We start from the raw sequence: 23,591 nt of genomic DNA, 5'->3' as shown, positions 1-23,591 counted from the left end.
CTGTCCCTTCCGGATGAAGCCGGCGCGGCTGGGAAAGGCTCCGATCGGTGACCCGCCCGCGCCGCGCCGCCGGTCACGGTGTGGCCGTGCCCCCGTCCACGCCGATCTCCGGGAGTGGCCGTGCCGCCCTGGGCGACGCCCCCGCGTCAGGCCCGCACGCCGCCTCCAGCAGGTGGTTCCCGATCGCGAAGTCGATGGCGTGCGTGACAGGACTACCGTTCTCGTCGAGCTGCTGGTAGTTCCTCAGGTTCGTGCCGAAGGCGAACTGGTGGCCGCCGTCGGTGTCGGAGAACGCGAAGGTCTGCATGCCGGGGACGCTCCCGTCGTGCCCCCAGTACCTGCCGCACGGCAGGTCGAGGGGGTAGATCCCGAGACCGTAGTCGAACACGGCGCCCGAGAACGACCGGATGGGCACGGTCTTCTGCATCTCGGCGAGCAGAGTCGCGTCGACCAGCTCGCCGCGCAGCAGCAGCCGGAAGAAGCGGTTGAGGTCCTCCATCGTCGAGGCGACCGCACCCGACGTCCAGGCCCAGGACATGTTGTAGACGCTGTAGTCCTTGGGCGGGTCGAAATAGCCGAACAGCGCCTCGTACGCCTTGGAGTTCGGCCCGGGAAGGTACGGCGTACGCGGGAACGACGTGTGCCGCAGCCCGGCCTTCCGGAAGACGTGGTCGGTGATGTACCGCTCGGCGCTCGTGCTCGTCACCTTCTCCAGCAGCAGGCCGGCGATGACGAAGTTCGTGTTCGAGTACGCCCCGGGTGCCACCCCCGGCCGCCCGGTCGCGGGGGCGCCGAGCCCCGCCCGTACCAGCTCCTCCGGCGGAAAGGCGCGGAAGCGGTTGGCGTCCAGGCTCTCGACCGTCGGGAAGATCACGCCGGCGTGGTCGGCGATGTGGCTGGTGTGGTTGAGCAGCATGCGTACGGTGATCTGCTGCCCGCGCTCACCCGGGAACAGATCCGGCAGGTAGCGGCCGATGGGGGCGTCGAGCTCGATCGTACCCTTGCCGACCTGCTGTAATACCGCCACGGCGACGAACGACTTGGTGACGCTCCCGGCCCGGTGCACCATCTCGGGCCGCATCGGGCGGCGGGTCTCGACGTCGGCGACGCCTGCGGCGCCCTTCCAGCTGCGCCGGCCGTCCACGACGTTCGACGAGATGCCGTACATGCCGGCCTCGTGCACGGCGTCCAGCGTCTGCCGCAGCCGCTGCCGGTCGAGGCCGCCGTCCTCAGCAGCGGCTACGGGTCCCGCCGCGAGCATCGCGGCGGCCAGGGTCGCGGCTCCCAGCCGCGAGGCTAACGTGCTGAATCGACGAATGGTCATAGCGCTCAGCATGAGCCGTCCGCTCGGCGAAGGTGAGTGCGCTGTGTCACAGGTCCCGCATGACAGAAGTCAACTCCCCCACCAAGCCGACGTGGCGACAGCCGAACGATCAGGAAAGCACGAAGCCCGCCACCAGGTTGCTTGATCAGGGGATGTAGACCTCGTAGTAGAAGCCCGGAGGGTAAGGGCCGCCTCCGCGGAACCAGTGACAGTAGGCGAGCCCGGTGTATTGACCGTTCAGGGCGGCGTCATTAAAGGCGAGGTCGCAGTCGGCCATGGTCTGATAGGGGCCCTGCAGGTACCAGTCCGGTGCCGGCCAGTTTGCGGCGACCACGGCCGTGCTGGTCTGGGTGGCGGCGACAGCGGGTGCCGCACTTGCCAGGATGCCGGCGCCCAGCGCCACGGCGAGTACAGCGGAATGTAATCGGCGAACCTTCATTGTGGGTGACTCCTCACATCCGGGAAGGAGAACACCTTCAGATGAGCATCGGTCAGGACAATCGTCAAGATCTAGGATCGTCGGTCAGGACGGGTCAGTGGGTGCGGCCGTCGCGATAGGCGGCGATCGCGATCCCGACGAACGAGCGGACCAGCGGATTCGCGTCGCCCTCGTTCCATGCCACCACCACACGGCTCGGGGGCATGTCGATCAGCGGCACCACGGCGAGCCCGGCCGCCTGCTGGTGGTTCAGGAGAGTCATGCCGATCGTGCCGTTCCAGAGAACGGCTTGCCTGCACTCCTGGACGGCACGCACCACTGGGCCCTCCCGAGGTGCCCCGCCGTTCCAGTACGACTGCCAGACGGGGTCGGTGCCCTCCGGGAACAGGAACCAGCGGCGGTCGGCCAGATCGGCCAGCTTCACGCTGTCCCGCCCGGCCAGTGGATCGTCCGCGCGCACCAGCGCGCCCACCGGGTCGGCACGCAACTCTCGTACGGTCAGACCGGTCTCGTCGAACGGCCCGCGGGTCAGGACCACGTCGACCAGTCCAGCGTGCAGGCCGCAGGTGGGATCGGTCAGGTCGGTCTCGCGAATGCGGACCTCGACCTGCGGGTGCCGACGGCGGTAGGCGTCGGCCAGCCGGGCCGCACCCGGGTCGGCGCTGTCGCCCAGGAAACCCACCGTGATGGTCGCGGTGCCGGCCGCCGCGGCCACGCGTACACGCAACCGGTCGGCCTGGTCGAGCAGGGTCCGCGCCTCGTCCAGCAGCACGGCCCCCACCGGAGTGAGCGAGACGCCGGAGGGCGAGCGGTCGAAAAGCGCGGCACCGACCTCATTCTCCAACTGCTTGATCGCCCGGCTCAGCGGCGGTTGACTCATGTGCAGCCTGGCGGCGGCCCGGCCGAAGTGGAGTTCGTCGGCGACCGCCACGAAATAGCGCAGCGTGCGTAGCTCCATGGTGCGACGATACCCGTACGGTATCGGCGGCACCGAACAGATCTTGGACGGGCGCAGTGCGCTGACGGTGAGATCGAGACATGACCGACCAACCGAAGGCCAGTGAGCCGACCGCCGACCCCGCTGTATCGGTGGTCGGCCCGGGCGACGGCGAGACGATCGTCCTGGGCACCACGCGACTGCGCGTCCTCGAAGACCTGGGGGACATGATCGCCGGTGGCCGGACGATGACCCCGCAGGCCAACATCCAGGCGATGCGCCGCTACGCCACCCGTGGATGGACACCGTGAACGTCGCGTACTGGATCGTCGCCGGCCTGCTCGCTCTCTTCTACCTGTACGCGGGCGGGGTGAAGGTGGTCCGGAGCCGTGAACGGCTCCGGCCGATGATGGCCTGGGTGGACGACATGCCGATGCCGGCCGTCAGGGCCATCGGCGTGATCGAGGTACTCGGCGCGATCGGGCTGCTCCTCCCGCCGCTGACCGGCATCGCCTCCTGGCTGGCCATGGCCGCGACCATCGGCTTCGTGGTCCTCCAGATCGGCGCGACCACCGTGCACCTAAAACGCGGAGACCGCCAGATCGCCCTCAACATCACCCTCCTCCTCACTGCGGCCGTCACCGTCTGGCTGGCGACGACATGGCTGTGAACGGGCCGATGGGCATGCGCATCCTGAACCGTGCTGGCATCATGGCGAACATGATCGAGAGAATCGAATCTTCCCTCCGCCGGTGAGCGCGGCGACCGAGCCTGGACCGCTCGGACCCCAGATCGGCCTGTTCGACTACGCGATGCACCTGCATCAGCAAGATCCGGACTCCCCGCTGCCACGTGATGGGGAGCCGTACCCCGACGATGAACTCCACCGTCAGCAGGCTCGGCCACACCCACCTGAAGATCAGCGACTCCAAGGCGCGGACGTCGCCCGCATCCTGGACGCACACTTCGCCAAGCCAGAGGCCCCGCCGAGCGCGCTCGCCGATGCGTTCCATGATGTCTACGTCCCCATCCATCACAACGAGCACATCGCTGCCGCGGCGCTCCGAGCGGACCGGCATCGGGTTCAGCAGACCGGGCAGTGGCTGGTGCGGCAGAGCACCGACCGATGCTCGGCCACCGTCGGGCTGGCGCTACTCGCCGCCGACTGGGCGGAGGAGGACATCCCGCTGATCCGGACCATCGGTCTGCTGTCGAACCACTTCGGCCCATTGGCTGCTCATGCTCTCCGACGCCGCCTCGGCGGCTCAGAGGCACTGCAGTGGCTTGCCGAGCGAGTAACCGGCTGGGGGCGGGTCTATGTCGTAGAAGCACTCTGCCTGGCCGGAGGATACGGATCGCGTTGGTGGCTATTGCGTCACGCCTGCGACGGCGACGCCCTCAACGGCTACTTCGCCGGCAAGGTCGCTACCGCTGCCCACCTGCATGAAGCGATCACCAGTGCTGAAACCGACGACGACTTGGTCGACCACACCGGCCGCTTACTGGCCATCATGGCGGATTGCTCCGGCATGGGCCTGACCCTGGAGCACTATCCGCCCGCATCCACCGTCCTCCAGGCGCATGCCCATCACCTGAGTCGCCAGACACCGACCCTGAGCAGGTACATCGATGCGGCAGTCATCGCCGACCACCTGGCGCAGAAGCAACCGGAACGCGTCGGCTGCACGCTCGACCATCGAGACCGTGTCCTGCAGCACTACCTCGCGGTACTCAATCGAGAGGACTGGAGTGAAACGGCTCGGGCCGAGCTTGCCTCAGACAGCTGGTTCGCAAGCAACGTGCTAACACGCCTGCATCTCCAAGCGTTCACAAACGCTGACACCGACGCTGGGACAGAGCCGGCGGAGTAGGCGACCACCCAACGCCCGCGTGCTCCCCACCCCATCACGACCTTGGCCGCCCTCTCCTGCGCACCGCGCTCTGAACCGGCTGCTCACCCCCACTCGGTGCCGAGCAGCCGTTCCAGCTCGGCCTGCGTCTGGACCGGGTCGTAGCCGGGGATGGCCTCGCGCATGAGGTCGTGGGTGCGCCGCTGGGCATCGGCGCCCGCCGCCCGCACCGCCGCGAGCGTCTCCTCGGCCAGGTCCTGGCTGCCCAGCCGGAGGGCGCGCCGGTCGTAGCGGACGTCGAGGACGCGCCCGTCCGCGTCGACGGTCACCCGCACGTGGCCCGACGGCCCCTCGCCGGTGCCGGTGACGGCCTGCATCTCCTCCTGCGCCGACTCCAGCCAGGCCAGCATGCGCTCGCCCCGGCGGGCTGCCTCGTCCAGCTCCCGTTCGCTGATATTGGCAGGGTCCATGTCCGGCCGAAACACGCTTCGCCTCCTAGTAAAGGTCGTTGAGTGCCTGCTCGACCCGGGCACGTACGAAGGTCTCGTCGAGCGGCGCCGGCAGGGCCGCGGTGACGTCGCGCACCCCGTCGGCGATCTCTCGCGCCTGCCGCCCGGCGTCGTCCTGCGCGGCCCGCAGCACCTCGGCGACCTTCCCGCCGAGCGCGGCCTCGCCGAGCCGCAGCGCCCGCGGGTCGATGCGCAGGTGGGTGGCGGCGCCGTCGCCATTGGCGACCGCCTCGATCAGCCCGTCGTCGCTCTTGGCGTGGCCCTCCACCTGACCGATGGACGCCCGGGCGTCGTGCAGCGCGCGGATGGCGCGGCGGCTCTGGGCGACGTACTGGTGCAAGTACTCGGCGTCGTCCTCCGGCGCAGGTGAATGCATGTCGACTTCCGTCGGTCAAGGGCGGGTGAGCGGTTCAGTGTAAACGCCGTATCGCAATATGTCTGGATATGCTCCCTGAGCATGACGGGATTCGAGATCTCCCTGGGAACGGTGGGACGCGGCGGCACACATGTCAGCGGCTACGGGGCGGACTATGACGCCTCGGTCATGCGGCTACGGGAACGGGGCAGCGGCGCCCGCACCTTCGGCGGCGAAGGGCTCTTCGCCACCATCATAGGGACCTACAACGAGTGCCTGCAGGTCTCGCTCGACGCGCTGACGGGGATCGGCGGGGAGATCGCCGAGACCGGCGAGGGCCTGCACATGGTGTCGAGGAACATCCGGGCGGCGGAGAGCACCAACGTCGAGAGCTTCGAGAGCCCCACATGGCGATAACGCTCGACCCGCAGGTGGCGGGCTTCCTCAACCTCATCGGCTACCCCTGGCCGAACGACAACGAGGACGAATGGCGCCTCGAGGCGAACGACTGGCGCGTCGTCCTCGCCGGATCGTCGGCCCAGGGCGCGGCAGCCGACGAGACGATCCGCCGCACGGAGCAGATCTACCAGGGCGACTCGGCCACACAACTGGCGACCCACTGGGACCGGGTCGGCGACGGCGGCGGCCACATCTCCCAGGCCACCGCCGCGGCGAAGCTCGCACCGGTCGTCCTTGACGGCACCGCGAACGTGGTCAGTGCGGTGAAGCTGGCCGTGGGCACGCAGGCCGCGTTCGGGCTGACCGCCACCACCCAGGCGCTGCTGTTCGGCGGCGCGGCGGGCGGGATGCTCGCCCTCGCACGCATGCAGATGACCCGCCACGCCGTGGGCAAGGCGGCACTCGAAGGCGCGGAGGGCACGGCCAGGGGGCTGGCCCCGGTCCTGCGCGGCCGGGTGACCGACACCATGCGCCGCATCATGAAGGAGATGGAGAAGCGGCCGCACGCCCGCGACGGCATGCTCCAGGCCCGGCGCAAGCGCGGAAGCGGCGGCGGCAGAGGCGGCGGCTACAATCCGAACGCCGCGGCGAGCTATGACTCCGCCGCGCAGCGAATGCACGGCAGGTTGCCCAGCAGCAGCGACGTGAGCAAGATGACACCGGAGCAGGCCAGACAGGCGGCGGCGGAAGTCAAGGACAGCGTCCTCACTCGGAAGATGAACGAGGCCCGTCTCGGCAAGGACTCCGGACACCAGGCGCGGCTGGAAGCGGAGCAGAAGCTCTTGGCCGAGCTCGAGCGCAAGGCCAAAGAGGGGAACTGACGCGAGATGCAGACACAGACAGGCGACGACCTGATGGCGCGCATCCTCGCCCGCCCCGTCGACGACCAGGTCCGCGGGCAGGCGGCCAACGACCTGCTCAACGAGCTGTTCGGCGGCTACCCCGTCGAGAACCTCCGCGCCCTGCTGCACAGCGGCGACGACGACGCCGTACAGACCGGGGCCTGGCTGCTGTCGGAGCTGGGTGAGCAGGCCGCGCCGCTGCTGGAAGAGGTCCCCGCTCTGCTGGCCCACCCACGGCTCCAGGTGCGGTTCTTCGCCGTCGAGTTCGTGCTGCTCGCCGCGGACGAACGACACGCCGGCATCATCGCCCAGGCCCTCGCCCTGAGCCGGGCTGCCGATAGCGCCATCCGGTGGAAGGTCCTGCACTTCCTGGCGATGGCCTCGACCGAGCAGCTCATGGCCGGGCTGACGCGGCTGGACGACCCGGAGGTCGGGCGGCTCACGGCCGGGCTGGTCGCCTCGGACACCGAGGACCCCGACCCGGGCGAGGTCGTCGCTGGGATGGAGGGTGACGACCCGGTGGCCCGGCTGTTCGCCGCGGCGATCGCGACGCGCATGGCCGAGGACGACCCGGCGCTGCTGTTCCACGCTGCCAGGGTGCGCGACGAGGAGATCAGTTCGTTCGCGCAGTGGCAGCTCAGGAGGTTCCAGGAGTAGCGCCACCAGTGGGGCCCGACCGTCAGCGTCCGCCCCACCGCTCCAGGGCCAGCGGACCCGTCTGACTCGAAAATGCACGGATTCTTGCCCGGTCTTGTCCAGATATGGCGACCAAGTCAGAATCGGTTCAGCCTTCAACTACTTGGTTGGGGAGTCACCGTACGGATGAGGAGAGGCATGAAACGCACCATCCCCATTCTCGTCGCCGCCAGCTTACTCGGGGCCACGCTCACCGGCATAAGTCCCGCGTCCGCGGCCACCTCCGCAATCGACTGCACCGCAGGCGGCTACACCTGGGTCAGAAATAGCTACGTCCCCACCAATGTCGAGAGTGGCGCGATAGACGGTCGCATCTACAACATCGGCGGCCCGTCGGCGAACACGTACGAGATCTGCCTCGACATCCCGGACACCTCGACATTCACGATCCAGGTACGCATCGGGCCCACCGGGTCACAGCGTGTGTTCGTGGACAGCCGGCCCGGGGACAAGATCTTCCGCTTTTCGCCCGGCGCCAACACCTTCTGGCAGGTGTACGGCACGTTGACCGGGCCCGGCAGCACCTACCTCGAATACACCTGGCACGAGAAGCGGTTCCCGGCCTGACGTAGAACGGGCCGGCCACCTCACTCAGCGATGCGGCCGGCCCGCCGGCCGGGCGGCGGGCCGGCCGGCACGTACACGGCAAGGTCGTCATCGACCTCTAGATTGAAGCCGTCGGGACGATGAACGCGATGTCGTCACTGATCAGGCGAGAATGCCCACCCGCCCAGCGAGAGCCCCGGGCGGCCAGGCCCTTCTCGTTGAAGGCGTGGACCGCATCGCGCACGGTGTCCTCGTCTGCGGAAACAGCTGGGCGATCGCGGTCAGTACGGCGGGGTGGTTGACGTCAGTCCAATCCATCACAAGGCGAAGATCTAAGCTGGATACGTGCCGCTATGCCTTGACGTCTACGTGTGGGTTCCAGAGCATAGCTCCGAGGTTTTCAGACAATTCATCGACAGCTACGTCGACGTGGACGACCCCGGTGACGAACGGTTCCAGGCTTTCATGCGGGTCCATGTCCTGGGCATCGCGAACGATGCAGACGACAGGTCCCTCGACGAGTTGCGCTTCGACGACGGGGACGGGGCCTTCGCGCTCTACCTCAGGGCGCGCGACCACTACCAAGCCATCATCACGGTAACCCGTGACGGGGCAACGGTTCTCGGCCTCAGCGTCGAGGCCCCCGACGACATGTCCGAAACGCTCAAGCAGGCCGAACAGCTCATGGGACGGCTCCGGCAGCAGTTCTCCGCCCCAGCCGGACGTGCGGGAGTCGAACTGCCTCCGGCTGGCGACCGCTCGGAATGGCACGAGGAAGCGCTCGTACTGCTTCGCACAGGCGAACTTCCCGCGCCCTGATCCAGACATCTGCTATCTGATCCGCAGCAAGATCGGTGATGTCGACCGGCATCCGCATGCGACACAAACACCTGTTCGAAGGGGTGTCCGGGCTCAGCGGTCCCACACTCGTCCACGGTCGTCAAGGGCCGTCGTTAGAAAGATCACTCGTCGGGATACTCCTCAGGGCGAGGGGGACGGACAGAGGGAAGATCTTGTCGACGACTCGCACCGGACTCGGCGAAGTTCCGCCGCCCCTGCGTAAGGCTCAGCTCGTAGTTCGGGCCTCCACGAACTACGTCGGCGTCATGGTCGTCCTGTCCATCGTCTTCCCAGAAACAAACTGGACAGATCTCGTACCCACCTCGCCCGTAAAGAGTGAGGAAACCACAGCAAGGGCACGGATACGGCTTATCTCTCTTGGGGCGGTGAACGCTCACGAACTCCACCAGGACACCGTAACGTCCGTACTCGCCAGCCTGGCATTCACAACGACCATCTCATTACGGCTGCCGTACGTGGACGATCCTCCACCCGCCTGACAGAGCATCTGACACGTGATCTCCCTGGATACCACCACCACGCTCAGCAATCGGTGGGCCCCAAGGAGAGTAAACAGGCGCTCGTCGATGCTTCGACTGCTGGTCAACCCAAGACCTCACCCAAGCGTCGCAACTCTCCATTGAACTCTTCGATGACCGAGTTATCTGCGGTGACTATCAAGTCCATAGATTCTCTCACCGGCTTGCCTTGAGCCAGCATCTCGGGCAGTCGCTCTGCCATCGCTGTGAAGCTCTCTATGAACTGGCGAATCTCTCGAAGCGGTTGGTCAGAGAAGGATGCCGCCAGCCGAAAGGCACGAGCGAAGTCCGAGGGAACACTCAAGCTTCTGAGATGAGCCGACCAATCAATCAGACCTTCATATACATGGAGAAGCTTTCGCGCGAGATGTTTTATGCGCTCCTCATCGCCCGCCTGGCCAGGCTCTCCAAAAGCACGGTCCTGCGCGGAGCGGCTGAATATAAGCTCGATTGCAGATATTATCTCCTGAGCTTCGCTAAACTTCGCTTCAAGATAAGAAGGAGCGCTTTCCACATCGATGTGTTTTCCACTCCGAGCAGCATAGCCAAGCTCATGGTCATGCCACTTATCCAGCAATGCACGCTGACCTATCTGCAGTTCACTTGCGAATAGAATAAACTCCCAAGCCGGAGGTTTTTCCAATAGAAGCCGCATCTGCTCGCTAGAGTATCGTGGAACCACTGGTAGCGCGACGGCAAGGGAACGCTCCTCGTCGTCGTGCGGCCTGAGCTTCTCTAGGATAAGACCCACCAGGGCTTCGGGAGCAATGCCGCGCAGATCAATATAGGCAACAGTAGGCGATAGTCCGGGAATTCTTGTATCATCAAACCTGGCGGGAAGAATGTACTCCTCATTAGCATTAAGGGCTCGCACTTGCGCATTTCTACGCTCGTGCGATGTCCATACTTTGGCCGCATACTCAGCCGATGCAAAAAGTACGCAATATTGCGCAGCTTCCTGGTATATCTGACTGAGGTGCTCGTAGAGATCTTTACCCCAGAGCGTTGCCTGCTCGTAGACGTCGAAGAAAACTCGAACACCCGCGCGGCGAAGACCGGCGGCTACAAGCTCAACGTAAGTACGCTGCTCACCCGCATACGAGAGACATACATCGTATGCGTAGCCTGAATCTGGCGACAGAGCCACAAGCCCAGTGTAGAACACCCATAGCACACAACGTGTCTCCCCGCGCGTCCTGTTCGTCTGTATCGGACTACATTGTCCGTATGTGAGAACAGCTCTCGAATCCGCACAGCCACGCAACGCCCGCACTGCTCTTGATTCTTACCGGAAAATGGCAACTGATCGCCGCTCAATCACTACGGCTGCACATCCCATGGCAGGCTTCAGATCCTGGGTGACGCATTCGCTTGTGGTTTCGCGTCAGGTCACGTCGGCAACCGCCGAGACGCTCACGGTGAGCGATCGTCACGGCCTCGACCACTTCGATGCGAAGCCACTTACGCCTGATCGCTAGCAAGTCGAATATGGCCTGTGACCTGTGATGGAGGTCCCTGAGAGTCCGCTAGCGTCCGAGCTTGTACGCCTCGATCGTCACTCAGAAAGTCACCCAGAAATCGCGCGTTCGATCCGGGCGGGTCGTACGTCCTTCAGCCGGACCAGTAGCTCCCGGGCCAGCGCGAACTCGCGGTCGGGGTCGCTCAGCAAGACGACCGCATTGCGCTCGTACGGCACTACCGGCGGCAGGTAGGGCAGGAACAGATCGGCGCGCACGCCGTAGGGGATGCTGTCACCCTCCGACACGATCCGCAGGCGCCGCATCCATACGCCGCGTGCCACCGCCGCGCCGATCAGCTCGATCCAGTCGTCCCACTCGTAGTCAGTGCTGCTGTCCTGCTGCCACTGCAGGAAACCGGGGTCCGTCGCGTCGTAGGTGTCGCGCATCTCCAGGTGCACGGCGGAGCGTTCGGCGTTCGCCAGCATCCGCTCAAAGCTGGGCAGCCCGGGGCCCTGCTTGTTCCGCTCGTAGGTGCCGCTGACTGCCTCCATCACGATCGGAGCCATGCGGGCGGGATGCCAGACCACGGACTCGTCGGCGGCGATCGGGGAATCCTGGGCAATACGCTCCAGGACGGCCGGATCTGTGACGGTCCTGCCCTGGAAGTACATGTCACCCCGGGTCTACGAAGACGCCGGACACTCGTTCTTCGGCGAACTGGGGTCCATACCCACGAAGTCCAGTGCCACGCGATGCTCCTCACGTCGAACTTGGGCCCACCCTGCACTCCATGAGCCTGAAGGTACTCAGCGTTATCGTCAAGCTGTACTGGTGGAGTGCATGTTTACCCTGTTACCCCAGCAGTCCGATCGCCTTGCCATAGTTGTTGATCTTCCCAAGCACATAGTTCGCAATCGTTGCGCGGCCCGTCTTCGCCCTCCACATGAATTCCAATCGGATAGGAGAATCGTCTTTGACGCAATAGAGATCGCTAAAGAATGCGAGATCAGTCCCCAAGGATTGCTCGACCTTAAACTGCCCTATGAGCCCCGCCCCGACAAGCGCATTTCCTATGGCCTCGTTCAAAAGACCATCATTAGTGCGAGAAATCTCGGAAAGCTTTAGAAAAGCATCCTTGGTGTTCTGTCCAGGTTTCGGACCACGCTTCCGCGTACCGAGAGGCTTGCCTTGCAAAAGAATTCCTAGATCGCTTTCCTGAATTCTCCTGACCGCAGATGGATCTGCACTGGTCTGCATCCCTTGGGCTTGCATCAAGCCGTGTAGAGTTGGAGTTCCAAATGTACGCGCTATTGCATTTACAGATACCATGTCGAGATGAATAATACGAGCGTCTAGGACCGTCCCCAAAATTCCGAGCATTTCAGGATACTGCTTGAGCTCGTTAACGATATTGGCACCAGTAGAATTCACAAGTCTATCAATATCAGCGTACGCTTGACCGCCTCTAGTTAGCGCCGCAACATCGCCCTCCGGCTCGTTCCCTGCTATTACCACCGTCCACAGCCGGAAACGCTCCTTGACCAGGAGGCGGCGAACGCGATTCCCCGCTTGCACGGAAGCCTTCCGGATACGAGCAAGATAACTGCCGATTGTCTCGCTCTCACTGGCCAATTTCTCAGCCAGTTCTAGCGACACTCCGAGCGCATCGAGCGATGCGCCATCATTCAGAGTGGCGACAGTTTGTTGGGCAATCCTGACATAATCGTTCTTATCCGGGCCTTCGAACCGAGTTACTGGTCCAGTGAGCCCAAAGAGAGCTTCCCCGCCAAGGTTGCCACCGAGCTCTTTCAGCAGTTCTGTCAGATCATCCGTGTTTGTTGGCCAGACCACGAGCGAAGTGCGTCCCGCGTCCGAGCGGACAAACTGATTGACCGCATGCATTGTCGCTTCAATCTCTTGCCGTGACACCTGCCCTAGCGCCTCACGACCTTCAAGAACGACGATCCGCGGGTGCACCACCTGATCCAGCAGAACGCCAGAGACGAGATCCTCGCTAGGAGAGATTCTTATCGTCTCCACATCGGCCCGAAAAAAGGAAACGGTATCCAGAAACGTGGATTTTCCTGCTCCCGTTTGACCGCGCAGGATGGTAAAAGACCCACGGTCGGCCGCGTGCATGTCCATAAATCGATCATCCATCACGTCGAGCATGGACGCGACGGGTACAACAATCGCGCCCAGAGCTCCTGCGTCTAGATCACGGAGACGCTCGAAACGGTCCGGAATCCGCAAGTCACCAACTTCCATGACCGCATTGTGCCACCCTGCGAGGCAGAGATGGTCCGATCCCGCAAGGTCGCCAGCTACCTGATCACCTCGTACGCTGTCGACTCACCGCGTAGCGGCAGCGGGCCGGGGACGGAGTGTCAAGCTCGGCTTCGCGTGTACGTTCGCCGGTCGCCGTTCCTCGATCATTCGATGCCAACGGTCAGAGCCGAGCTTGATGCGGAGGAGTCGGTCTGCTGGGCTTGCCTGAGTCGATGGCGTGCGAGGTGATCAGCCCCCAGCCACCCATCAACGTCAAGTCCCGTGTGGCGATCACCTCGGTGCCGGAGTGCTCCCGCCGGAAACATGCCTTTGACCTTGGCGTCTCGGCTCGGTCCGGCTGACGCTCCGCCGCTTCGACGGTGCTCGATACATCTTCTGCGCGTCGTTCTACTGCGTCCCATTGTGCGGCGGGGTGGCCGGGCGGGATCGGCCCGAAGAGGCCGCACGCCCGCCCGGACCGCCCGGCCGCCCGCCGCCCATCGGGCGGCGGCTTGATGGCGCAGGGAAGGTGTGATTCATGGACCGCCCTATCTGCCTGTGTTGTCCCGGGACATGCTTGACGGATGAGTCCCAGGACATGGGCGACAGGTGCTGTCATCGGCCAGTCTGGCGTGCGTCGTTGCGGCGTCGTGCGTCGGGAGGCCGGGATTGGCTCTGGTGGATATGTCCGTGGTGGAGCAGCGGTATCGGGCTGTGCTGGCGGTGCTGGCGGGTGGTTCGGTGACCGAGGTCACGCGTGAGGTCGGGCTGACTGCTCCGTGTGCTGTCCCGGGACGTGCATGATCTTTAGCCCTGGTCGTGCCCGGTGGATGCCTTGTCGGAGTCGTCGCCGGGGTGGCTGACGAAGGTGCCCTTGCCCAGGACCGTGTAGAGAGTGCCGTCGGCGATGAGGGCGTTCAGGGCTCGGCGGGCTGTTCCTTTGGACACGCCGAGTTCGACTGCCAGGCGGGGCTCTCCGGGGACTGGCATGCCGGGTCGGTACTCGCCGGCTTCGATCCTGCGCTTGATCTCGTTGACGATCGCCTGCCAGCGCAGTTCATCGGGCTTGAAGTCCATGGTGTAACGATAGGAACCCAAAGGTTCCCATTCCTTCCTAGGGGTTCCTTCAGGTACCCCTAGGCAGTACTAGGAAGGTTGCCGTAGCCTGCGGACATGCAGCAAACATCCGGCTACGATCTGGGCGCTCTGCGCGCTTCGTTCCCCGGCTGGTCCTTCTTCCGAAGTGACGCGGGCACCTTTTATGCGACGCGGCGCGGCGTCCGGCTCAACGATGCCGAAATCAAGGCGGGCCTTCAGCAGACAGTGAGTGCTGACGACGTGGCGACATTCGAAGCGCTCCTGCACGAGCAGCACCTGAGGGGGTGGCGTTGTGACCGCGCAACCACCTGATCCAGAGCCGTGTGACAACCAACATGCCGCCGCGCCCCGATCAGGAGCGAAGTCGATTGAGTGGGAGCCGAGCACCCCCGCGTACACCGGATACGAGTCCGCGCCCACACCTGCTCCTGCAGGTTCCCGTACTTCGAGCTGTGTACGGCGGGTGGGCTCTGGTTCGTCCGGCGCTTCACCGCGAAGAGCCCGGCCGGCGCCGTCGAGAGTCCTTGGGTCTCCGCTCACGCTGCCCAGAACCTGTGGACACAGATCTTGACTGGTCAGGCTCGGTGACCGTACACCGCTATCGTCTGAGCCGACGAAAGCGCATGCGGTCCGGCGAGCAACCTCGACAGAGGTGATCTCATCCGTATGAAAGCGGCAGACGAACAGCCCTTCATCGTGGGCGTGCAGGTCGGTCATGGTCTCGTCCCAAGCGCGCAACCGCCGAGCCGTGTCATCGTCCCCGCGTTCGCGGGAGCGCTGTCCGCACACCGCGCGTGACACCCACGACGTTGGCTGCAAACCGCTGCTGTATGAGATCCAAAAAGGCCCTCCGGGATCATCCCGGAGGGCCTTTGAACTGGAGTGCGGCCGACAGGAGTCGAACCCGTAACCTTCTGATCCGTAGTCAGATGCTCTATCCATTGAGCTACGGCCGCTCGTTTCTGGAACAAGCATAGCGGGTCTTCAGCCGTGCCTCGAACCGGTTTCCGCAATCATGACTCCGCCCGTTCCACCTTCTTGGGCCAGAGGGTGTAGCTGACCGGCCAGAGAAGGGCGATCAGCACGATCTTGCTGAGTCCTCCCACCATGCCCAGCAATGGCTCGGTACGGGTCGGATCGCCCACGAGCCAGACCAGGGCGAGCCCGATCAACCAGGCGACCCCGTACGCCACCACGATCCACAACCAGAGCACCCACTCGTACCGAGCTCTGGCCATGCCGCCGGCCGGAGGCCGGGGAGGCGGGGGGCCGTCGGCGAAGCGGTGGTGGAACTTGGCGTCGGCCCAGCGCAGGGTGCGGTGTCCGAAGACGATCGAATAGGCGAGGTAGGCCACGGCGAGAACGTGTCTGAGGTCGGCCGGAGCGCCGGCGCGCATGTCGATCACCGCGGCCGCGAGGAGGATCACGTCCAGGAGCGGAACGCTGAGCAGGAGGACGTTGCTGAGCCGGCGGTGGCCCCACAGGTAGCGACTGGCGAGGCCGAGGGCGAGCAGCACCCAGAAGCCGACTTCGCAGGCGACGATGATGGCAAGAATCACGTTATCCATGGTCATGGTCGTTTTGGGGGTTTTCATCCCCAGGGAAGACGAGCCTGTGGATACATCGAAGGGTGTATCCACAGGCGGACCGGCGAAGGAGGGAAACGGTCGCGTTCGGTGGTGGGATGGGGACATGAAACGCGTGGCCCTGTGGGCTGGGCTGGCCTTCCTCATGGGCCTGATCCTGATCGCGGCCGGGGCCTCCCTGCGCCGCGACGCTCCCATGGGGCAGCTCGTGGTTCCGCTGGCGATCGTGTGCGCGGCCGTCCTGCTGCGGACGCGGGCGCCGCTCTGGTCGCTCGGGCTGGGGACTGTGGGCGTCGTGCTCGACGCGTTCATAGGGCTGTCGCTGGGAACGGTCCTCGTCTACACCGACAATCTGTACGCCGCCGCGCTGTACGGTCCGGCGCGGTTCTCGCGATGGCTGCTGGGGATCACCACCGTGCTCGCGGTGGGGGCGGGAGCCGCCGGCTGGTTCATCGCCGGGGACTGGCGGCTGCTGGCCCTGGTCGGCTTCCAGTTGGCGCTGGTCCTGGTGACGCCGGTGACGACCGCGCTGGTCCTGCGCCAGCATCGTGATCAGGTGGTCATCGAGCGGGCCAAGGCCGAGCAGGTGGCGCGGCTGGCCGAGCTCGACCGCCAGGCGGCGATCACCGCCGAGCGGACCCGGATGGCCCGCGAGCTCCACGACATGATCGCGAACCATTTCAGCGCCATCGCCATCCAGTCCACCGCCGCGCTCTCCCGTAAGGACCTCGATCAGGCCACCGTCCGCAAGGTCATGGAGTCCGTACGCGAGAACAGCGTGAAGGGGATGGCCGAGATGCGGTCCATGATCGGGCTGCTGCGGCAGGAAGGTGACGAAGGGGAGGCCATGCGGCCGCGGTTGCTCGACGCGGAGATCCTGGTCGACAGGTCCCGGCAGTCGGGGATGGCCGTCGAGTTCCAGGTCGAGGGCGAGGCGCGCGAGCTCTCTCCCGCGGTCGATCTGGCCGGATATCGCATCGTTCAGGAGGCGCTGACGAATGCGCTCAAACACGGCGAGCAACCGGCCGCGGTCAGCATTCGCTATCAGCCTCACCAGGTGTCGCTGATCGTCGACAACCCGGTCAACGGCAGGAAGACGAGCCTGCCAGGGGCCGGGGTGGGGCTGATCGGCATGCGGGAGCGGATCAAACTGGTGGGCGGCACGTTCGAGGCCGGCCCTCGCGGAAGCGGCTGGCGCGTCACGGCGGCTCTTCCCACCTCGGACAGGCCTGCGTCGGACAAGGATCCTCCGTGATCGTCCTCCTGTACGGATCCGTGTGGCGAGGTGAAGGCGATATGACCCAGCTGGAGGAACGATGACCATCAGGGTGCTGGTGGCTGACGATCATGCGGCAGTCCGGGCCGGGATTGTGATGATCCTCGATGGGGTGGACGACATCGAGGTGGTGGGTGAGGCGGCCGATGGGGTGGAGGCCGTCGCGCTGGCCGGCGAGACGCGGCCTGACGTGGTGTTGATGGATGTGCGCATGCCCAGGATGGACGGGATCTCCGCCACCAGGGAGCTGGCCGGGGTGGCCGACGTGCTGATTCTGACGACGTTCGACATTGACGAGTATGTGTTCGGGGCGTTGCGGGCGGGGGCTGCCGGGTTCCTGTTGAAGAACACCGATGCCGATTCGCTGATCGACGCGGTGCGGTTGGTGGCCAAGGGGGACGGCCTGATCTCGCCGGGGGTGACGCGGCGGCTGATCTCGGCCTTCGCCGAGCAGGCTCCGCGCCGGGAGCAGGCCGATACGACGGTGCTGACGCCGCGCGAGCGGGAGGTGCTGGCCTGCGTCGGGCGGGGGATGTCCAACGCGGAGATCGCCAGAGAGCTCGACATGGCGGAGGCCACCACGAAGACCCACGTCAGCCGGGTGCTGAACAAGCTCAACCTGAGGAGCCGAGTCCAAGCCGCCATCTACTACTCAGAGGGGGATATAGGGCCGTAGTCTGAACGCCGTGAGCACGCCACCGCCTCCGCCACCCCAGCAGCCTCGTCAAACAGGGCTGATCGTCGGGCTGACGTTCGCGGGGCTCTTCGGTTACGTGGTCGTCAATGTGGTGGTGGGGTTCATCGCCGTGGCCACGGGGTCGAGCGTGGGAGTCGGCATCGCGGCGGCGTTCCTTGCCGTCTTCGCCTTCGGGCTCGGGCTGACGCTGGTGTTCATGCGTAAGCCCTGGTCGCAGGGGCTGGGGATGGGGCTGATGATCGGGTGGGCGCTGGTGTCCATCGTGTCGGCCGGCTTCTGCACAGGGCTCAATCCCGGACTGTACGTCTAGATGGCGGCATCGATCGGGCGGCGATCCACACCCTCTAGCCTGTACGGGAGCGGAGGGGAGATCACGTGAGCACACCACCTCGGGAGCCGGACGACCGCGGCCAGGACCGGCCCCCGCCTCACCAGGCCCCCCAGGGACCGCCGCCTCCGCAAGGACCCCCCGTACAAGGACCGCCACCCCCGTACGGACAAGGCACGGCCGGGCAAGGGCCGCCGCCCCCGGGGTACGGGCAAGGACCTCCTGGTCAGGGACCTCCTGGGCAAGGACCTCCTGGGCAAGGACCTCCTGGGCAAGGGCCGCCGCCTCCTCCCTACGGGCAAGGGCCGCAGTGGGGGCCGCCGCCCCCGCCCCCGCCCTCCAGCAACTCCACAGGTGTGGTCGTCGGGATGGCCTTCGCCGGTGTCGGCATCTACAGCGTCGTGAACACCGTGCTGGGGTTCTTCATCTTCTTCGCCGCCCTGAGCCAGGGCAACTCCACCAGCGGCGGCCCCAGCGCCTCCGTCTTGGTCGCGGTCGGGGCCGTGATCCTGGTGGTCGTCGGCCTGGTCGCCGGGGTCGGGCTGCTGTTCGTCCGTAAGCCCTGGGCGACCGGCATGGGCCTCGGGCTCATGATCGGCTGGGCGCTGTGGTCGATCACGACGGCCGGCTTCTGCACCGGCATCAACCCGGGCCTGTACGGCTGACCATGCTCCCCCTTCACGAAATCTTCGTCGGCCTGGGGGTGCTCGTCGCCTCGGTGGTGTTCGTCCGTGAGGCCCGCCGCCGGGGCGCGCTGAACGAGCAGTCGCTGGTCGCCGTCACCGGAGCGCTGGTCGGCGGTGCGATCGGCATGCGACTGGCCGGCTGGCTGGAGACGCTGAGCCTGGCGGACCTGTGGATGTACGGCTCCCGCAGCATCCTCGGCGGCCTGACCGGCGCGTACGTCGGCGTCCTGATCGCCAAGAAGATCATCGGCTACCGGGAGCGCACCGGCGACCTGTTCGCCCCGGCGGTGGCGCTCGGCATGGCGGTGGGCCGGATCGGCTGCCATCTGACCGAAGCGCCGGGACGACCCACGCTGCTGCCGTGGGGCGTGCACGCACCGGCATCCACGCCGGAGTGCCCCGGCTGCCTGGCCGGGCAGGCGATGCATCCGTCGTTCATCTACGAGATCGTCTTCCATCTGGCCGCGTTCGCCGCCCTGGTCTGGGCACGTAAGCGGCTTACCGTGCCGGGTGAGTTGTTCACGCTCTATCTGGCGGGATACGCCACCTTCCGGTTCCTGGTGGAGTTCACCCGGGCGAACGAGATTCTGTGGCTGGAGCTCACCGGCCCGCAGTGTTTCCTCGTTCCGGGCCTGCTGCTGCTCGGGTTGCGGGTGGCGTACGGCTGGCGACGCGGCCACTACGATCCACTTTTCCAGCGAAAGGTCATGACATGAGCTCAGGAATGGGACTGCGGGGTGACCGCATTCTCCGCTACGTCAACGCGTTCTGCCCGCACTGCCATGGCCAGGACCTCGACCAGGTGGAGCGGCTGAGCGGCTATCTGGCGGCCAGGGACGGCAAGGTGTGGCTGGAGCGCGGGTGCCGCAAGCACGGGCTGGTGCGCACGCTCTACGACGAGGATCCGGAGATTCTCGCGTACCTCGAAGAATGGACCGCTCCCACCAAGGAGCACCTGCCGGATATTTCGGGGAACTTCGCGCCGGTTCCGGCGGCCTACCTCGACGGGCTGCCCGAGATGCAGACCCAGCACACCTGCATTCTCCTGGAGGACATCGCCGAGGCGTGCAACCTGCGCTGCCCCACCTGCTTCGCCGGCAGCTCGCCCGACCTGAGCGGCATCGTCCCGGTCCGTGAGGTGCTCGCCAACATCGACCAGCGCCTGGCCAGGGAGAACGGCCGGCTGGATGTGCTGATGCTGAGCGGCGGCGAGCCGACCCTGCACCCCGAGCTGAAGACGCTCCTCGCCGAGCTGCACGAGCGGCCCATCACCCGCATCCTGATCAACACCAACGGCGTCCTGATCGCCAGGGACGACTCCCTGCTCGACCTGCTCACCGAGCACCGCGAGCGGGTCGAGGTCTACCTGCAGTACGACGGCTCCTCGGCCGAGGCGTCGCGGCACCACCGGGGCGGTGACCTGCGAAGACTCAAGGAGCAGGCCGTACAACGGCTGTCGGAGCGGGAGATCTTCACCACGCTGGTGATGACCGCCGCCCTGGGCGTGAACGACGGCGAGATCGGCGACGTCGTACGGCTCGCCCTCGACACGCCGTTCATCGGCGGGGTGTCGTTGCAGCCGCAGTTCGGCTCGGGCAGGTCCGGCGCGATCGACGCGATGGACCGGCTGACGCACACCGGCGTGCTCAAGCGGCTCGGCCCGCAGACCAACGGCCTGGTGACCTGGCGTGACCTGACGGCGTTGCCGTGCTCGCACCCGCACTGCTGCTCGGTCGGCTACCTCATCCGCGACGACGCCGAGCAGTGGCGCTCGCTGGTGGCGTTGATCGGCCACGACCGGCTCAAGGAGAACCTGGGCCTGGTCGCCAACCGGATCGCCGACACCGAGATCCCCCGCGAGCTGCGGCTGGCCGTACAGGAGTCGCTGCTCGGGCTGTTGTCGGAGCAGTCGTCGCTGTCGCACCCGCAGGTGGGCGACCTGTGGCGCAACATCTGCGAGAACTGCGACCTCGGCGTGTCCACCCTGCTCACGCTGGCCTCGTCGGCGCTGCCCGGCAGGCGTAAGAAGCTGCGCAGGATGCTCGGTGAGCGGGTGGTGCGGATCACGGTCAAGCCGTTCATGGACATCTCGACAATGATCGAGGAGCGGCTGACGCAGTGCTGCGTGCACGTCGGCACGCGGGCCGCTCAGGATCAGTGCGCGCCGTTCTGCGCGGTGCAGGCGTGGCCGCAACTGTCGGCCCAGCGGCTGTCCGCGGTGGCGTCGGAGTCTCGGGTACGGCTTCCGCTGGAGGTGATCACGTGACCACCGAGCAGAAGGCGGAGCCGTACGATCCGCTGCGGTTGTGTGTGTACGCGACGATCGCGCTGCTGGCCTGGCTGCTGGGGCCGTGGGCGTTGCTGGGGTTCGCGGGGCTGGGGTTCGCGGGTTACTGGAAGGCGCGGCGAGCCGGGTTGACCCGGAGCAAGTGCGTGCTGCGGGACACCCGGCTCGTGCTGGGCTATCTGGGGCTGCTCACGCTGGTGGCGGCGGCCGCGATCGTCAACTCCCTGATGTGATGGCCAGCGTGTTGAGCACCGTGAACTCCTTGCCGCCGCCGCTCTCCTTGATCTCGCAGAACGTATCCCCCGAGGGGGAAGTCGTCCGGCATTCCCGATGCGCCTCCTTGTCCTCGTCCCAGTACATGATCGTGGTGGGCGAGGAGGAGGTGCCGAAGCCGTAACTGGTCGAGCCCTCCGCCGATCTCCTGTGGACGCCGCCGATCTTGCCTGACGTGGGGTCGTAGATCGTTTGCACCGGGATGTAGCTCTCGGCCGGGTCACCACCGGCACGGAGCGAGACGACCGCGAACCGCTCGCCGAGGAGCTTGTTGCTGAAGAACCCCACCCCTTCGGGCAGCAACTCTTGGCCGGATCCGTCGATCCGTTGCACGATGGTGCGGTCGCGCTGCGCGCCGAAGCACCAGTCGGTGAGGCAGGTCAGTCGCGTGGTGCCGGGCGGCGCCTCGACGGCCGTCGACTGGCCGGTCTCCAGGTTGACGACGCGGTTCTGGTTCTTCTCCCCGCTCTTGCCGGGCGCGTAGCCGGCCGCCAGGGGCCAGGAGGTCAGGTGGAGGCCGTCGGTGCCGTCGATCTTCTCGGGAGCGCCGCCGGCCAGCGGGATGCGGTAGACGCCGCCCTGGCGCACGGACCAGACGAGGTGATCGTCGGTGACGCCGATGCGTTCCACTCGGGACAGGTCGCCGGTGACCTCCCCTACCTGCCGGGCCGTACCGCCCTCTCTTGGCATGATCCAGAAATCTGCCCATTTATCGCTGTTGTTCGGCGTTTCGCCGTACCAGGCGTAGTACTTCTCCCCCACTTCGACAGCCTGGGAGAAGTAGCCCTTCACCCCTTCGGGTGCGGGCATCTCGCCCACCACGCGCGCGGTCCCGGTCGAGGTGTCGTACACCTCCAGGCGTCCCGGCTTCTCGAAGGACGACTCGGCGGTCACCAGCACCTCGGTCGGGCTGATGCCGGTCACCGGGCGATATTTCCAGCCATCGGCGGCCTTGGCGGGCATCTTGACGACGGCCCCGGGCCACACCTCGGCCGCGGGCTTCACCTGCAGACGCGGCTCGTCCACCGTGGGGTTCTCCACGGTGACGGCCGGCTGCGCCTGCCCGCCCCCGTAGGACAGGACAGCCGCCGTACCTCCCGCCACGATCACCACCGCGGCGGCGGCCAGCGCCACCTGCGCCCGCTGCCGGAACCGCCGGGCGCGGCGACGCGCGGCGACCGCGTGCGACAGCGAGCCGGGCGGCAGCGAGCCGGGCGCCGCAGGCGGCTGCGCGGCCTGGTCGGCGGCGGTGCGCAGGGTCCTGATCAGGTCTTCTTCGCTTCTCATCGCGCCTCCTGCAGCACTCGCTTAATCCGGAGCTTGTCCAGGGCACGGGCGGCCTGACTGCGTACGGTCCCGCGCGAGACGCCGAGGATCCGGGCGATCTCCGCGTCGGGCAGGTCCTCGTAGTAGCGCAGCACGAGCACGGCCCGCATCTTGCGCGGCAGTTCCTGGAGCTCGGCCCACAGGTCGGCGTCGCCGTACTGGTCGACACGGCCGCTCTCCGGCACGGCGGCCACCAGGTCCTCCCGGCGCCGCCGTCGCCACGCGTTGATGTGCAGCCTGACCATGATCGTGCGCACATAGCCCTCGGGGCTGTCCTTCTTGCGTACGCGAGGCCAGGCGTCTCCGAGGCGGGCCAGCGCCTCCTGGACGAGATCGGCCGCATCCTCGGAGTTGCCCGCCAGCACGTAGCCGTACCGGAGGAGCGCGTCGCCCCGGGTTCGGATGAACTCGTCGAAGTCAGCCGTTTCAGCTGTTTGGTCCACGAACCCAGGGACTGTCGAGCGCGCCCTTGTGTTGCATGAGAGACGAAAGAGGAGTTATTCGGGAGCGGGGACGTACAGGCTGAGGGTCTCGGCGACGCAGGCGGGACGCCGCTCGCCCTCGATCTCGATCGTCATCTTCAGGTTGGACAGGTAGCCGGCGGGGGTGCCCTTGACGTCGGACAGTTCCGCGGTGGCCCTGACCCGGACGCCGACCGGCACCGGCCGGGGGAAGCGGACCTTGTTCAGGCCGAAGTTGACGCCCATCGCGATGCCCTCGACCCGGATGAGCTCGAACATGAACGCCGGAAGCAGCGACAGGCTCAGATAGCCGTGCGCGATCGTCCCGCCGAACGGCCCCTCCTTGGCGCGCTCCACGTCGACGTGGATCCACTGGTGATCGTCGGTGGCGTCGGCGAAGAGGTTGACCTGCTCCTGGGTGATCGTGCGCCACTCCGTCGGGCCGAACTTCTCGCCGACGCTCGCCTTGAGTTCTTGTACGTTCGCGAAGGTCCGCATGAGGTCGAACG

The 23,591-nt window shown here is 66.1% G+C and carries 30 protein-coding genes and 1 tRNA gene; 16 read left to right on the top strand and 15 right to left on the bottom strand.

Features of this window, described 5'->3' with window-relative positions:
• Window positions 1-73: 73 nt before the first annotated feature.
• From OHA68_RS14845 to OHA68_RS14835, 3 genes are all read right to left on the bottom strand, one after another.
• Complete coding sequence (locus OHA68_RS14845) at window positions 74-1,324, bottom strand: serine hydrolase domain-containing protein (protein WP_327108156.1); 1,251 nt, start codon at window positions 1,322-1,324, stop codon at window positions 74-76.
• 145 nt (window positions 1,325-1,469) lie between these two features.
• Window positions 1,470-1,763, bottom strand: coding sequence for a hypothetical protein (locus tag OHA68_RS14840; RefSeq protein WP_327108155.1), 294 nt, complete (start codon window positions 1,761-1,763; stop codon window positions 1,470-1,472).
• Between the two features lie 94 nt (window positions 1,764-1,857).
• Complete coding sequence (locus OHA68_RS14835; protein WP_327108154.1) at window positions 1,858-2,721, bottom strand: LysR family transcriptional regulator; 864 nt, start codon at window positions 2,719-2,721, stop codon at window positions 1,858-1,860.
• Between the two features lie 80 nt (window positions 2,722-2,801).
• Here OHA68_RS14835 and OHA68_RS14830 point away from each other — a divergent pair, with 80 nt between their 5' ends.
• From OHA68_RS14830 to OHA68_RS14820, 3 genes are all read left to right on the top strand, one after another.
• On the top strand, window positions 2,802-3,011 hold the full coding sequence (locus OHA68_RS14830; RefSeq protein ID WP_327108153.1) for a hypothetical protein: 210 nt from the start codon (window positions 2,802-2,804) through the stop codon (window positions 3,009-3,011).
• The gene (locus OHA68_RS14825; protein ID WP_327108152.1) at window positions 2,999-3,370 is read left to right on the top strand and encodes a DoxX family protein; all 372 of its coding nucleotides are present in this window, start codon (window positions 2,999-3,001) and stop codon (window positions 3,368-3,370) included. The genes OHA68_RS14830 and OHA68_RS14825 overlap by 13 nt, the downstream gene beginning before the upstream one ends.
• An 82-nt stretch (window positions 3,371-3,452) precedes the next feature.
• Window positions 3,453-4,571, top strand: a complete 1,119-nt coding sequence (locus OHA68_RS14820; RefSeq protein ID WP_327108151.1) for a hypothetical protein — start codon at window positions 3,453-3,455, stop codon at window positions 4,569-4,571.
• A gap of 83 nt (window positions 4,572-4,654) precedes the next feature.
• Here OHA68_RS14820 and OHA68_RS14815 read toward each other — a convergent pair whose 3' ends face one another.
• The gene (locus OHA68_RS14815; protein ID WP_327108150.1) at window positions 4,655-5,020 is read right to left on the bottom strand and encodes a YbaB/EbfC family nucleoid-associated protein; all 366 of its coding nucleotides are present in this window, start codon (window positions 5,018-5,020) and stop codon (window positions 4,655-4,657) included.
• 25 nt (window positions 5,021-5,045) lie between these two features.
• Window positions 5,046-5,435: a YbaB/EbfC family nucleoid-associated protein gene (locus tag OHA68_RS14810; protein ID WP_327108149.1), complete on the bottom strand. Its 390-nt coding sequence runs from the start codon at window positions 5,433-5,435 to the stop codon at window positions 5,046-5,048.
• Window positions 5,436-5,516: 81 nt separating this feature from the next.
• Between OHA68_RS14810 and OHA68_RS14805 the strand changes: the two genes are divergently transcribed.
• The 5 genes from OHA68_RS14805 to OHA68_RS14785 all read left to right on the top strand — a co-directional run bounded on the left by OHA68_RS14805 (window position 5,517) and on the right by OHA68_RS14785 (window position 8,776).
• Window positions 5,517-5,831: a hypothetical protein gene (locus OHA68_RS14805; protein ID WP_327108148.1), complete on the top strand. Its 315-nt coding sequence runs from the start codon at window positions 5,517-5,519 to the stop codon at window positions 5,829-5,831.
• Entirely contained in the window at window positions 5,822-6,694 is an 873-nt protein-coding gene (locus OHA68_RS14800) for a WXG100-like domain-containing protein (protein WP_327108147.1), read from the top strand. Before OHA68_RS14805 ends, OHA68_RS14800 begins: the two co-directional genes overlap by 10 nt.
• Window positions 6,695-6,700: 6 nt before the next feature.
• Window positions 6,701-7,372 carry a hypothetical protein gene (locus OHA68_RS14795; protein WP_327108146.1) on the top strand — a complete coding sequence of 224 codons (672 nt, stop codon included), beginning with the start codon at window positions 6,701-6,703 and terminating at the stop codon, window positions 7,370-7,372.
• Between the two features lie 177 nt (window positions 7,373-7,549).
• The gene (locus tag OHA68_RS14790; RefSeq protein ID WP_327108145.1) at window positions 7,550-7,978 is read left to right on the top strand and encodes a hypothetical protein; all 429 of its coding nucleotides are present in this window, start codon (window positions 7,550-7,552) and stop codon (window positions 7,976-7,978) included.
• 324 nt (window positions 7,979-8,302) lie between these two features.
• A complete protein-coding gene (locus OHA68_RS14785) occupies window positions 8,303-8,776 on the top strand; it encodes a hypothetical protein (RefSeq protein WP_327108144.1) in 474 nt (157 codons plus the stop codon).
• A gap of 143 nt (window positions 8,777-8,919) precedes the next feature.
• Here the strand turns inward: OHA68_RS14785 and OHA68_RS45305 are convergent, their stop codons facing one another.
• The 5 genes from OHA68_RS45305 to OHA68_RS14765 form a co-directional block, all read right to left on the bottom strand.
• The gene (locus tag OHA68_RS45305) at window positions 8,920-9,195 is read right to left on the bottom strand and encodes a CPCC family cysteine-rich protein (RefSeq protein WP_407674498.1); all 276 of its coding nucleotides are present in this window, start codon (window positions 9,193-9,195) and stop codon (window positions 8,920-8,922) included.
• A 205-nt stretch (window positions 9,196-9,400) separates the two neighbouring features.
• Window positions 9,401-10,483: a toll/interleukin-1 receptor domain-containing protein gene (locus OHA68_RS14780; RefSeq protein ID WP_327108142.1), complete on the bottom strand. Its 1,083-nt coding sequence runs from the start codon at window positions 10,481-10,483 to the stop codon at window positions 9,401-9,403.
• A gap of 420 nt (window positions 10,484-10,903) precedes the next feature.
• Window positions 10,904-11,467 carry a DUF6879 family protein gene (locus OHA68_RS14775; protein WP_327108141.1) on the bottom strand — a complete coding sequence of 188 codons (564 nt, stop codon included), beginning with the start codon at window positions 11,465-11,467 and terminating at the stop codon, window positions 10,904-10,906.
• 181 nt (window positions 11,468-11,648) lie between these two features.
• Complete coding sequence (locus OHA68_RS14770) at window positions 11,649-13,064, bottom strand: hypothetical protein (protein WP_327108140.1); 1,416 nt, start codon at window positions 13,062-13,064, stop codon at window positions 11,649-11,651.
• Window positions 13,065-13,871: 807 nt separating this feature from the next.
• Window positions 13,872-14,141 (bottom strand): winged helix-turn-helix domain-containing protein, encoded by a 270-nt coding sequence (locus tag OHA68_RS14765; RefSeq protein WP_327108139.1) that lies wholly within the window; start codon window positions 14,139-14,141, stop codon window positions 13,872-13,874.
• 96 nt (window positions 14,142-14,237) lie between these two features.
• Between OHA68_RS14765 and OHA68_RS14760 the strand changes: the two genes are divergently transcribed.
• Window positions 14,238-14,474, top strand: coding sequence for a hypothetical protein (locus OHA68_RS14760; RefSeq protein WP_327108138.1), 237 nt, complete (start codon window positions 14,238-14,240; stop codon window positions 14,472-14,474).
• 571 nt (window positions 14,475-15,045) lie between these two features.
• Here the strand turns inward: OHA68_RS14760 and OHA68_RS14755 are convergent.
• Together OHA68_RS14755 and OHA68_RS14750 are read right to left on the bottom strand one after the other, a co-directional pair.
• Window positions 15,046-15,118 (bottom strand) — tRNA-Arg (locus tag OHA68_RS14755).
• A gap of 57 nt (window positions 15,119-15,175) precedes the next feature.
• Complete coding sequence (locus tag OHA68_RS14750) at window positions 15,176-15,721, bottom strand: hypothetical protein (RefSeq protein WP_407674443.1); 546 nt, start codon at window positions 15,719-15,721, stop codon at window positions 15,176-15,178.
• A 133-nt stretch (window positions 15,722-15,854) separates the two neighbouring features.
• Here OHA68_RS14750 and OHA68_RS14745 point away from each other — a divergent pair, with 133 nt between their 5' ends.
• The 7 genes from OHA68_RS14745 to OHA68_RS14715 all read left to right on the top strand — a co-directional run bounded on the left by OHA68_RS14745 (window position 15,855) and on the right by OHA68_RS14715 (window position 21,255).
• Entirely contained in the window at window positions 15,855-17,003 is a 1,149-nt protein-coding gene (locus OHA68_RS14745; protein WP_327108136.1) for a histidine kinase, read from the top strand.
• 61 nt (window positions 17,004-17,064) lie between these two features.
• Complete coding sequence (locus tag OHA68_RS14740) at window positions 17,065-17,700, top strand: response regulator (protein WP_189137343.1); 636 nt, start codon at window positions 17,065-17,067, stop codon at window positions 17,698-17,700.
• Window positions 17,701-17,710: 10 nt separating this feature from the next.
• A complete protein-coding gene (locus OHA68_RS14735; RefSeq protein WP_327108134.1) occupies window positions 17,711-18,031 on the top strand; it encodes a hypothetical protein in 321 nt (106 codons plus the stop codon).
• Between the two features lie 386 nt (window positions 18,032-18,417).
• Window positions 18,418-18,714: a hypothetical protein gene (locus tag OHA68_RS14730; RefSeq protein WP_327108133.1), complete on the top strand. Its 297-nt coding sequence runs from the start codon at window positions 18,418-18,420 to the stop codon at window positions 18,712-18,714.
• Window positions 18,715-18,716: 2 nt separating this feature from the next.
• Window positions 18,717-19,451 carry a prolipoprotein diacylglyceryl transferase gene (locus OHA68_RS14725; RefSeq protein WP_189137344.1) on the top strand — a complete coding sequence of 245 codons (735 nt, stop codon included), beginning with the start codon at window positions 18,717-18,719 and terminating at the stop codon, window positions 19,449-19,451.
• Window positions 19,448-21,001 carry a radical SAM protein gene (locus tag OHA68_RS14720; RefSeq protein WP_327108132.1) on the top strand — a complete coding sequence of 518 codons (1,554 nt, stop codon included), beginning with the start codon at window positions 19,448-19,450 and terminating at the stop codon, window positions 20,999-21,001. Before OHA68_RS14725 ends, OHA68_RS14720 begins: the two co-directional genes overlap by 4 nt.
• Window positions 20,998-21,255: a hypothetical protein gene (locus OHA68_RS14715; protein WP_327108131.1), complete on the top strand. Its 258-nt coding sequence runs from the start codon at window positions 20,998-21,000 to the stop codon at window positions 21,253-21,255. The genes OHA68_RS14720 and OHA68_RS14715 overlap by 4 nt, the downstream gene beginning before the upstream one ends.
• Here the strand turns inward: OHA68_RS14715 and OHA68_RS14710 are convergent.
• From OHA68_RS14710 to OHA68_RS14700, 3 genes are read right to left on the bottom strand one after another with little or no spacing between them, the layout of a single operon-like run.
• Window positions 21,239-22,582, bottom strand: coding sequence for a hypothetical protein (locus tag OHA68_RS14710; RefSeq protein WP_327108130.1), 1,344 nt, complete (start codon window positions 22,580-22,582; stop codon window positions 21,239-21,241). The genes OHA68_RS14715 and OHA68_RS14710 overlap by 17 nt on opposite strands.
• Window positions 22,579-23,064 (bottom strand): SigE family RNA polymerase sigma factor, encoded by a 486-nt coding sequence (locus tag OHA68_RS14705; RefSeq protein ID WP_327108129.1) that lies wholly within the window; start codon window positions 23,062-23,064, stop codon window positions 22,579-22,581. The genes OHA68_RS14710 and OHA68_RS14705 overlap by 4 nt, the downstream gene beginning before the upstream one ends.
• A gap of 54 nt (window positions 23,065-23,118) precedes the next feature.
• Complete coding sequence (locus OHA68_RS14700) at window positions 23,119-23,580, bottom strand: MaoC family dehydratase (protein ID WP_189137349.1); 462 nt, start codon at window positions 23,578-23,580, stop codon at window positions 23,119-23,121.
• Window positions 23,581-23,591: the final 11 nt, after the last annotated feature.

This window comes from Nonomuraea glycinis, from assembly GCF_035920485.1.
Lineage (GTDB): Bacteria > Actinomycetota > Actinomycetes > Streptosporangiales > Streptosporangiaceae > Nonomuraea > Nonomuraea glycinis.
The sequence above is the reverse complement of the archived record's forward strand: the minus strand, read 5'-3'. Positions and strand labels throughout refer to the sequence as shown.

Bases quoted from the DNA above. Each gene is read 5' to 3' on its own strand.
- OHA68_RS14805 (WP_327108148.1), top strand. From the start codon at position 5,517: ATGACGGGATTCGAGATCTCCCTGGGAACGGTGGGACGCGGCGGCACA.
- OHA68_RS14810 (WP_327108149.1), bottom strand. From the start codon at position 5,435: ATGCATTCACCTGCGCCGGAGGACGACGCCGAGTACTTGCACCAGTAC.
- OHA68_RS14795 (WP_327108146.1), top strand. From the start codon at position 6,701: ATGCAGACACAGACAGGCGACGACCTGATGGCGCGCATCCTCGCCCGC.
- OHA68_RS14720 (WP_327108132.1), top strand. From the start codon at position 19,448: ATGAGCTCAGGAATGGGACTGCGGGGTGACCGCATTCTCCGCTACGTC.
- OHA68_RS14835 (WP_327108154.1), bottom strand. From the start codon at position 2,721: ATGGAGCTACGCACGCTGCGCTATTTCGTGGCGGTCGCCGACGAACTC.
- OHA68_RS14790 (WP_327108145.1), top strand. From the start codon at position 7,550: ATGAAACGCACCATCCCCATTCTCGTCGCCGCCAGCTTACTCGGGGCC.
- OHA68_RS14765 (WP_327108139.1), bottom strand. From the start codon at position 14,141: ATGGACTTCAAGCCCGATGAACTGCGCTGGCAGGCGATCGTCAACGAG.
- OHA68_RS14700 (WP_189137349.1), bottom strand. From the start codon at position 23,580: ATGCGGACCTTCGCGAACGTACAAGAACTCAAGGCGAGCGTCGGCGAG.
- OHA68_RS14825 (WP_327108152.1), top strand. From the start codon at position 2,999: ATGGACACCGTGAACGTCGCGTACTGGATCGTCGCCGGCCTGCTCGCT.
- OHA68_RS14815 (WP_327108150.1), bottom strand. From the start codon at position 5,020: ATGGACCCTGCCAATATCAGCGAACGGGAGCTGGACGAGGCAGCCCGC.
- OHA68_RS14845 (WP_327108156.1), bottom strand. From the start codon at position 1,324: ATGACCATTCGTCGATTCAGCACGTTAGCCTCGCGGCTGGGAGCCGCG.
- OHA68_RS14760 (WP_327108138.1), top strand. From the start codon at position 14,238: ATGCAGCAAACATCCGGCTACGATCTGGGCGCTCTGCGCGCTTCGTTC.
- OHA68_RS14710 (WP_327108130.1), bottom strand. From the start codon at position 22,582: ATGAGAAGCGAAGAAGACCTGATCAGGACCCTGCGCACCGCCGCCGAC.
- OHA68_RS14730 (WP_327108133.1), top strand. From the start codon at position 18,418: ATGGCCTTCGCCGGTGTCGGCATCTACAGCGTCGTGAACACCGTGCTG.
- OHA68_RS14800 (WP_327108147.1), top strand. From the start codon at position 5,822: ATGGCGATAACGCTCGACCCGCAGGTGGCGGGCTTCCTCAACCTCATC.
- OHA68_RS14745 (WP_327108136.1), top strand. From the start codon at position 15,855: ATGAAACGCGTGGCCCTGTGGGCTGGGCTGGCCTTCCTCATGGGCCTG.
- OHA68_RS14775 (WP_327108141.1), bottom strand. From the start codon at position 11,467: ATGTACTTCCAGGGCAGGACCGTCACAGATCCGGCCGTCCTGGAGCGT.
- OHA68_RS14740 (WP_189137343.1), top strand. From the start codon at position 17,065: ATGACCATCAGGGTGCTGGTGGCTGACGATCATGCGGCAGTCCGGGCC.
- OHA68_RS14840 (WP_327108155.1), bottom strand. From the start codon at position 1,763: ATGAAGGTTCGCCGATTACATTCCGCTGTACTCGCCGTGGCGCTGGGC.
- OHA68_RS14725 (WP_189137344.1), top strand. From the start codon at position 18,717: ATGCTCCCCCTTCACGAAATCTTCGTCGGCCTGGGGGTGCTCGTCGCC.
- OHA68_RS14770 (WP_327108140.1), bottom strand. From the start codon at position 13,064: ATGGAAGTTGGTGACTTGCGGATTCCGGACCGTTTCGAGCGTCTCCGT.
- OHA68_RS14830 (WP_327108153.1), top strand. From the start codon at position 2,802: ATGACCGACCAACCGAAGGCCAGTGAGCCGACCGCCGACCCCGCTGTA.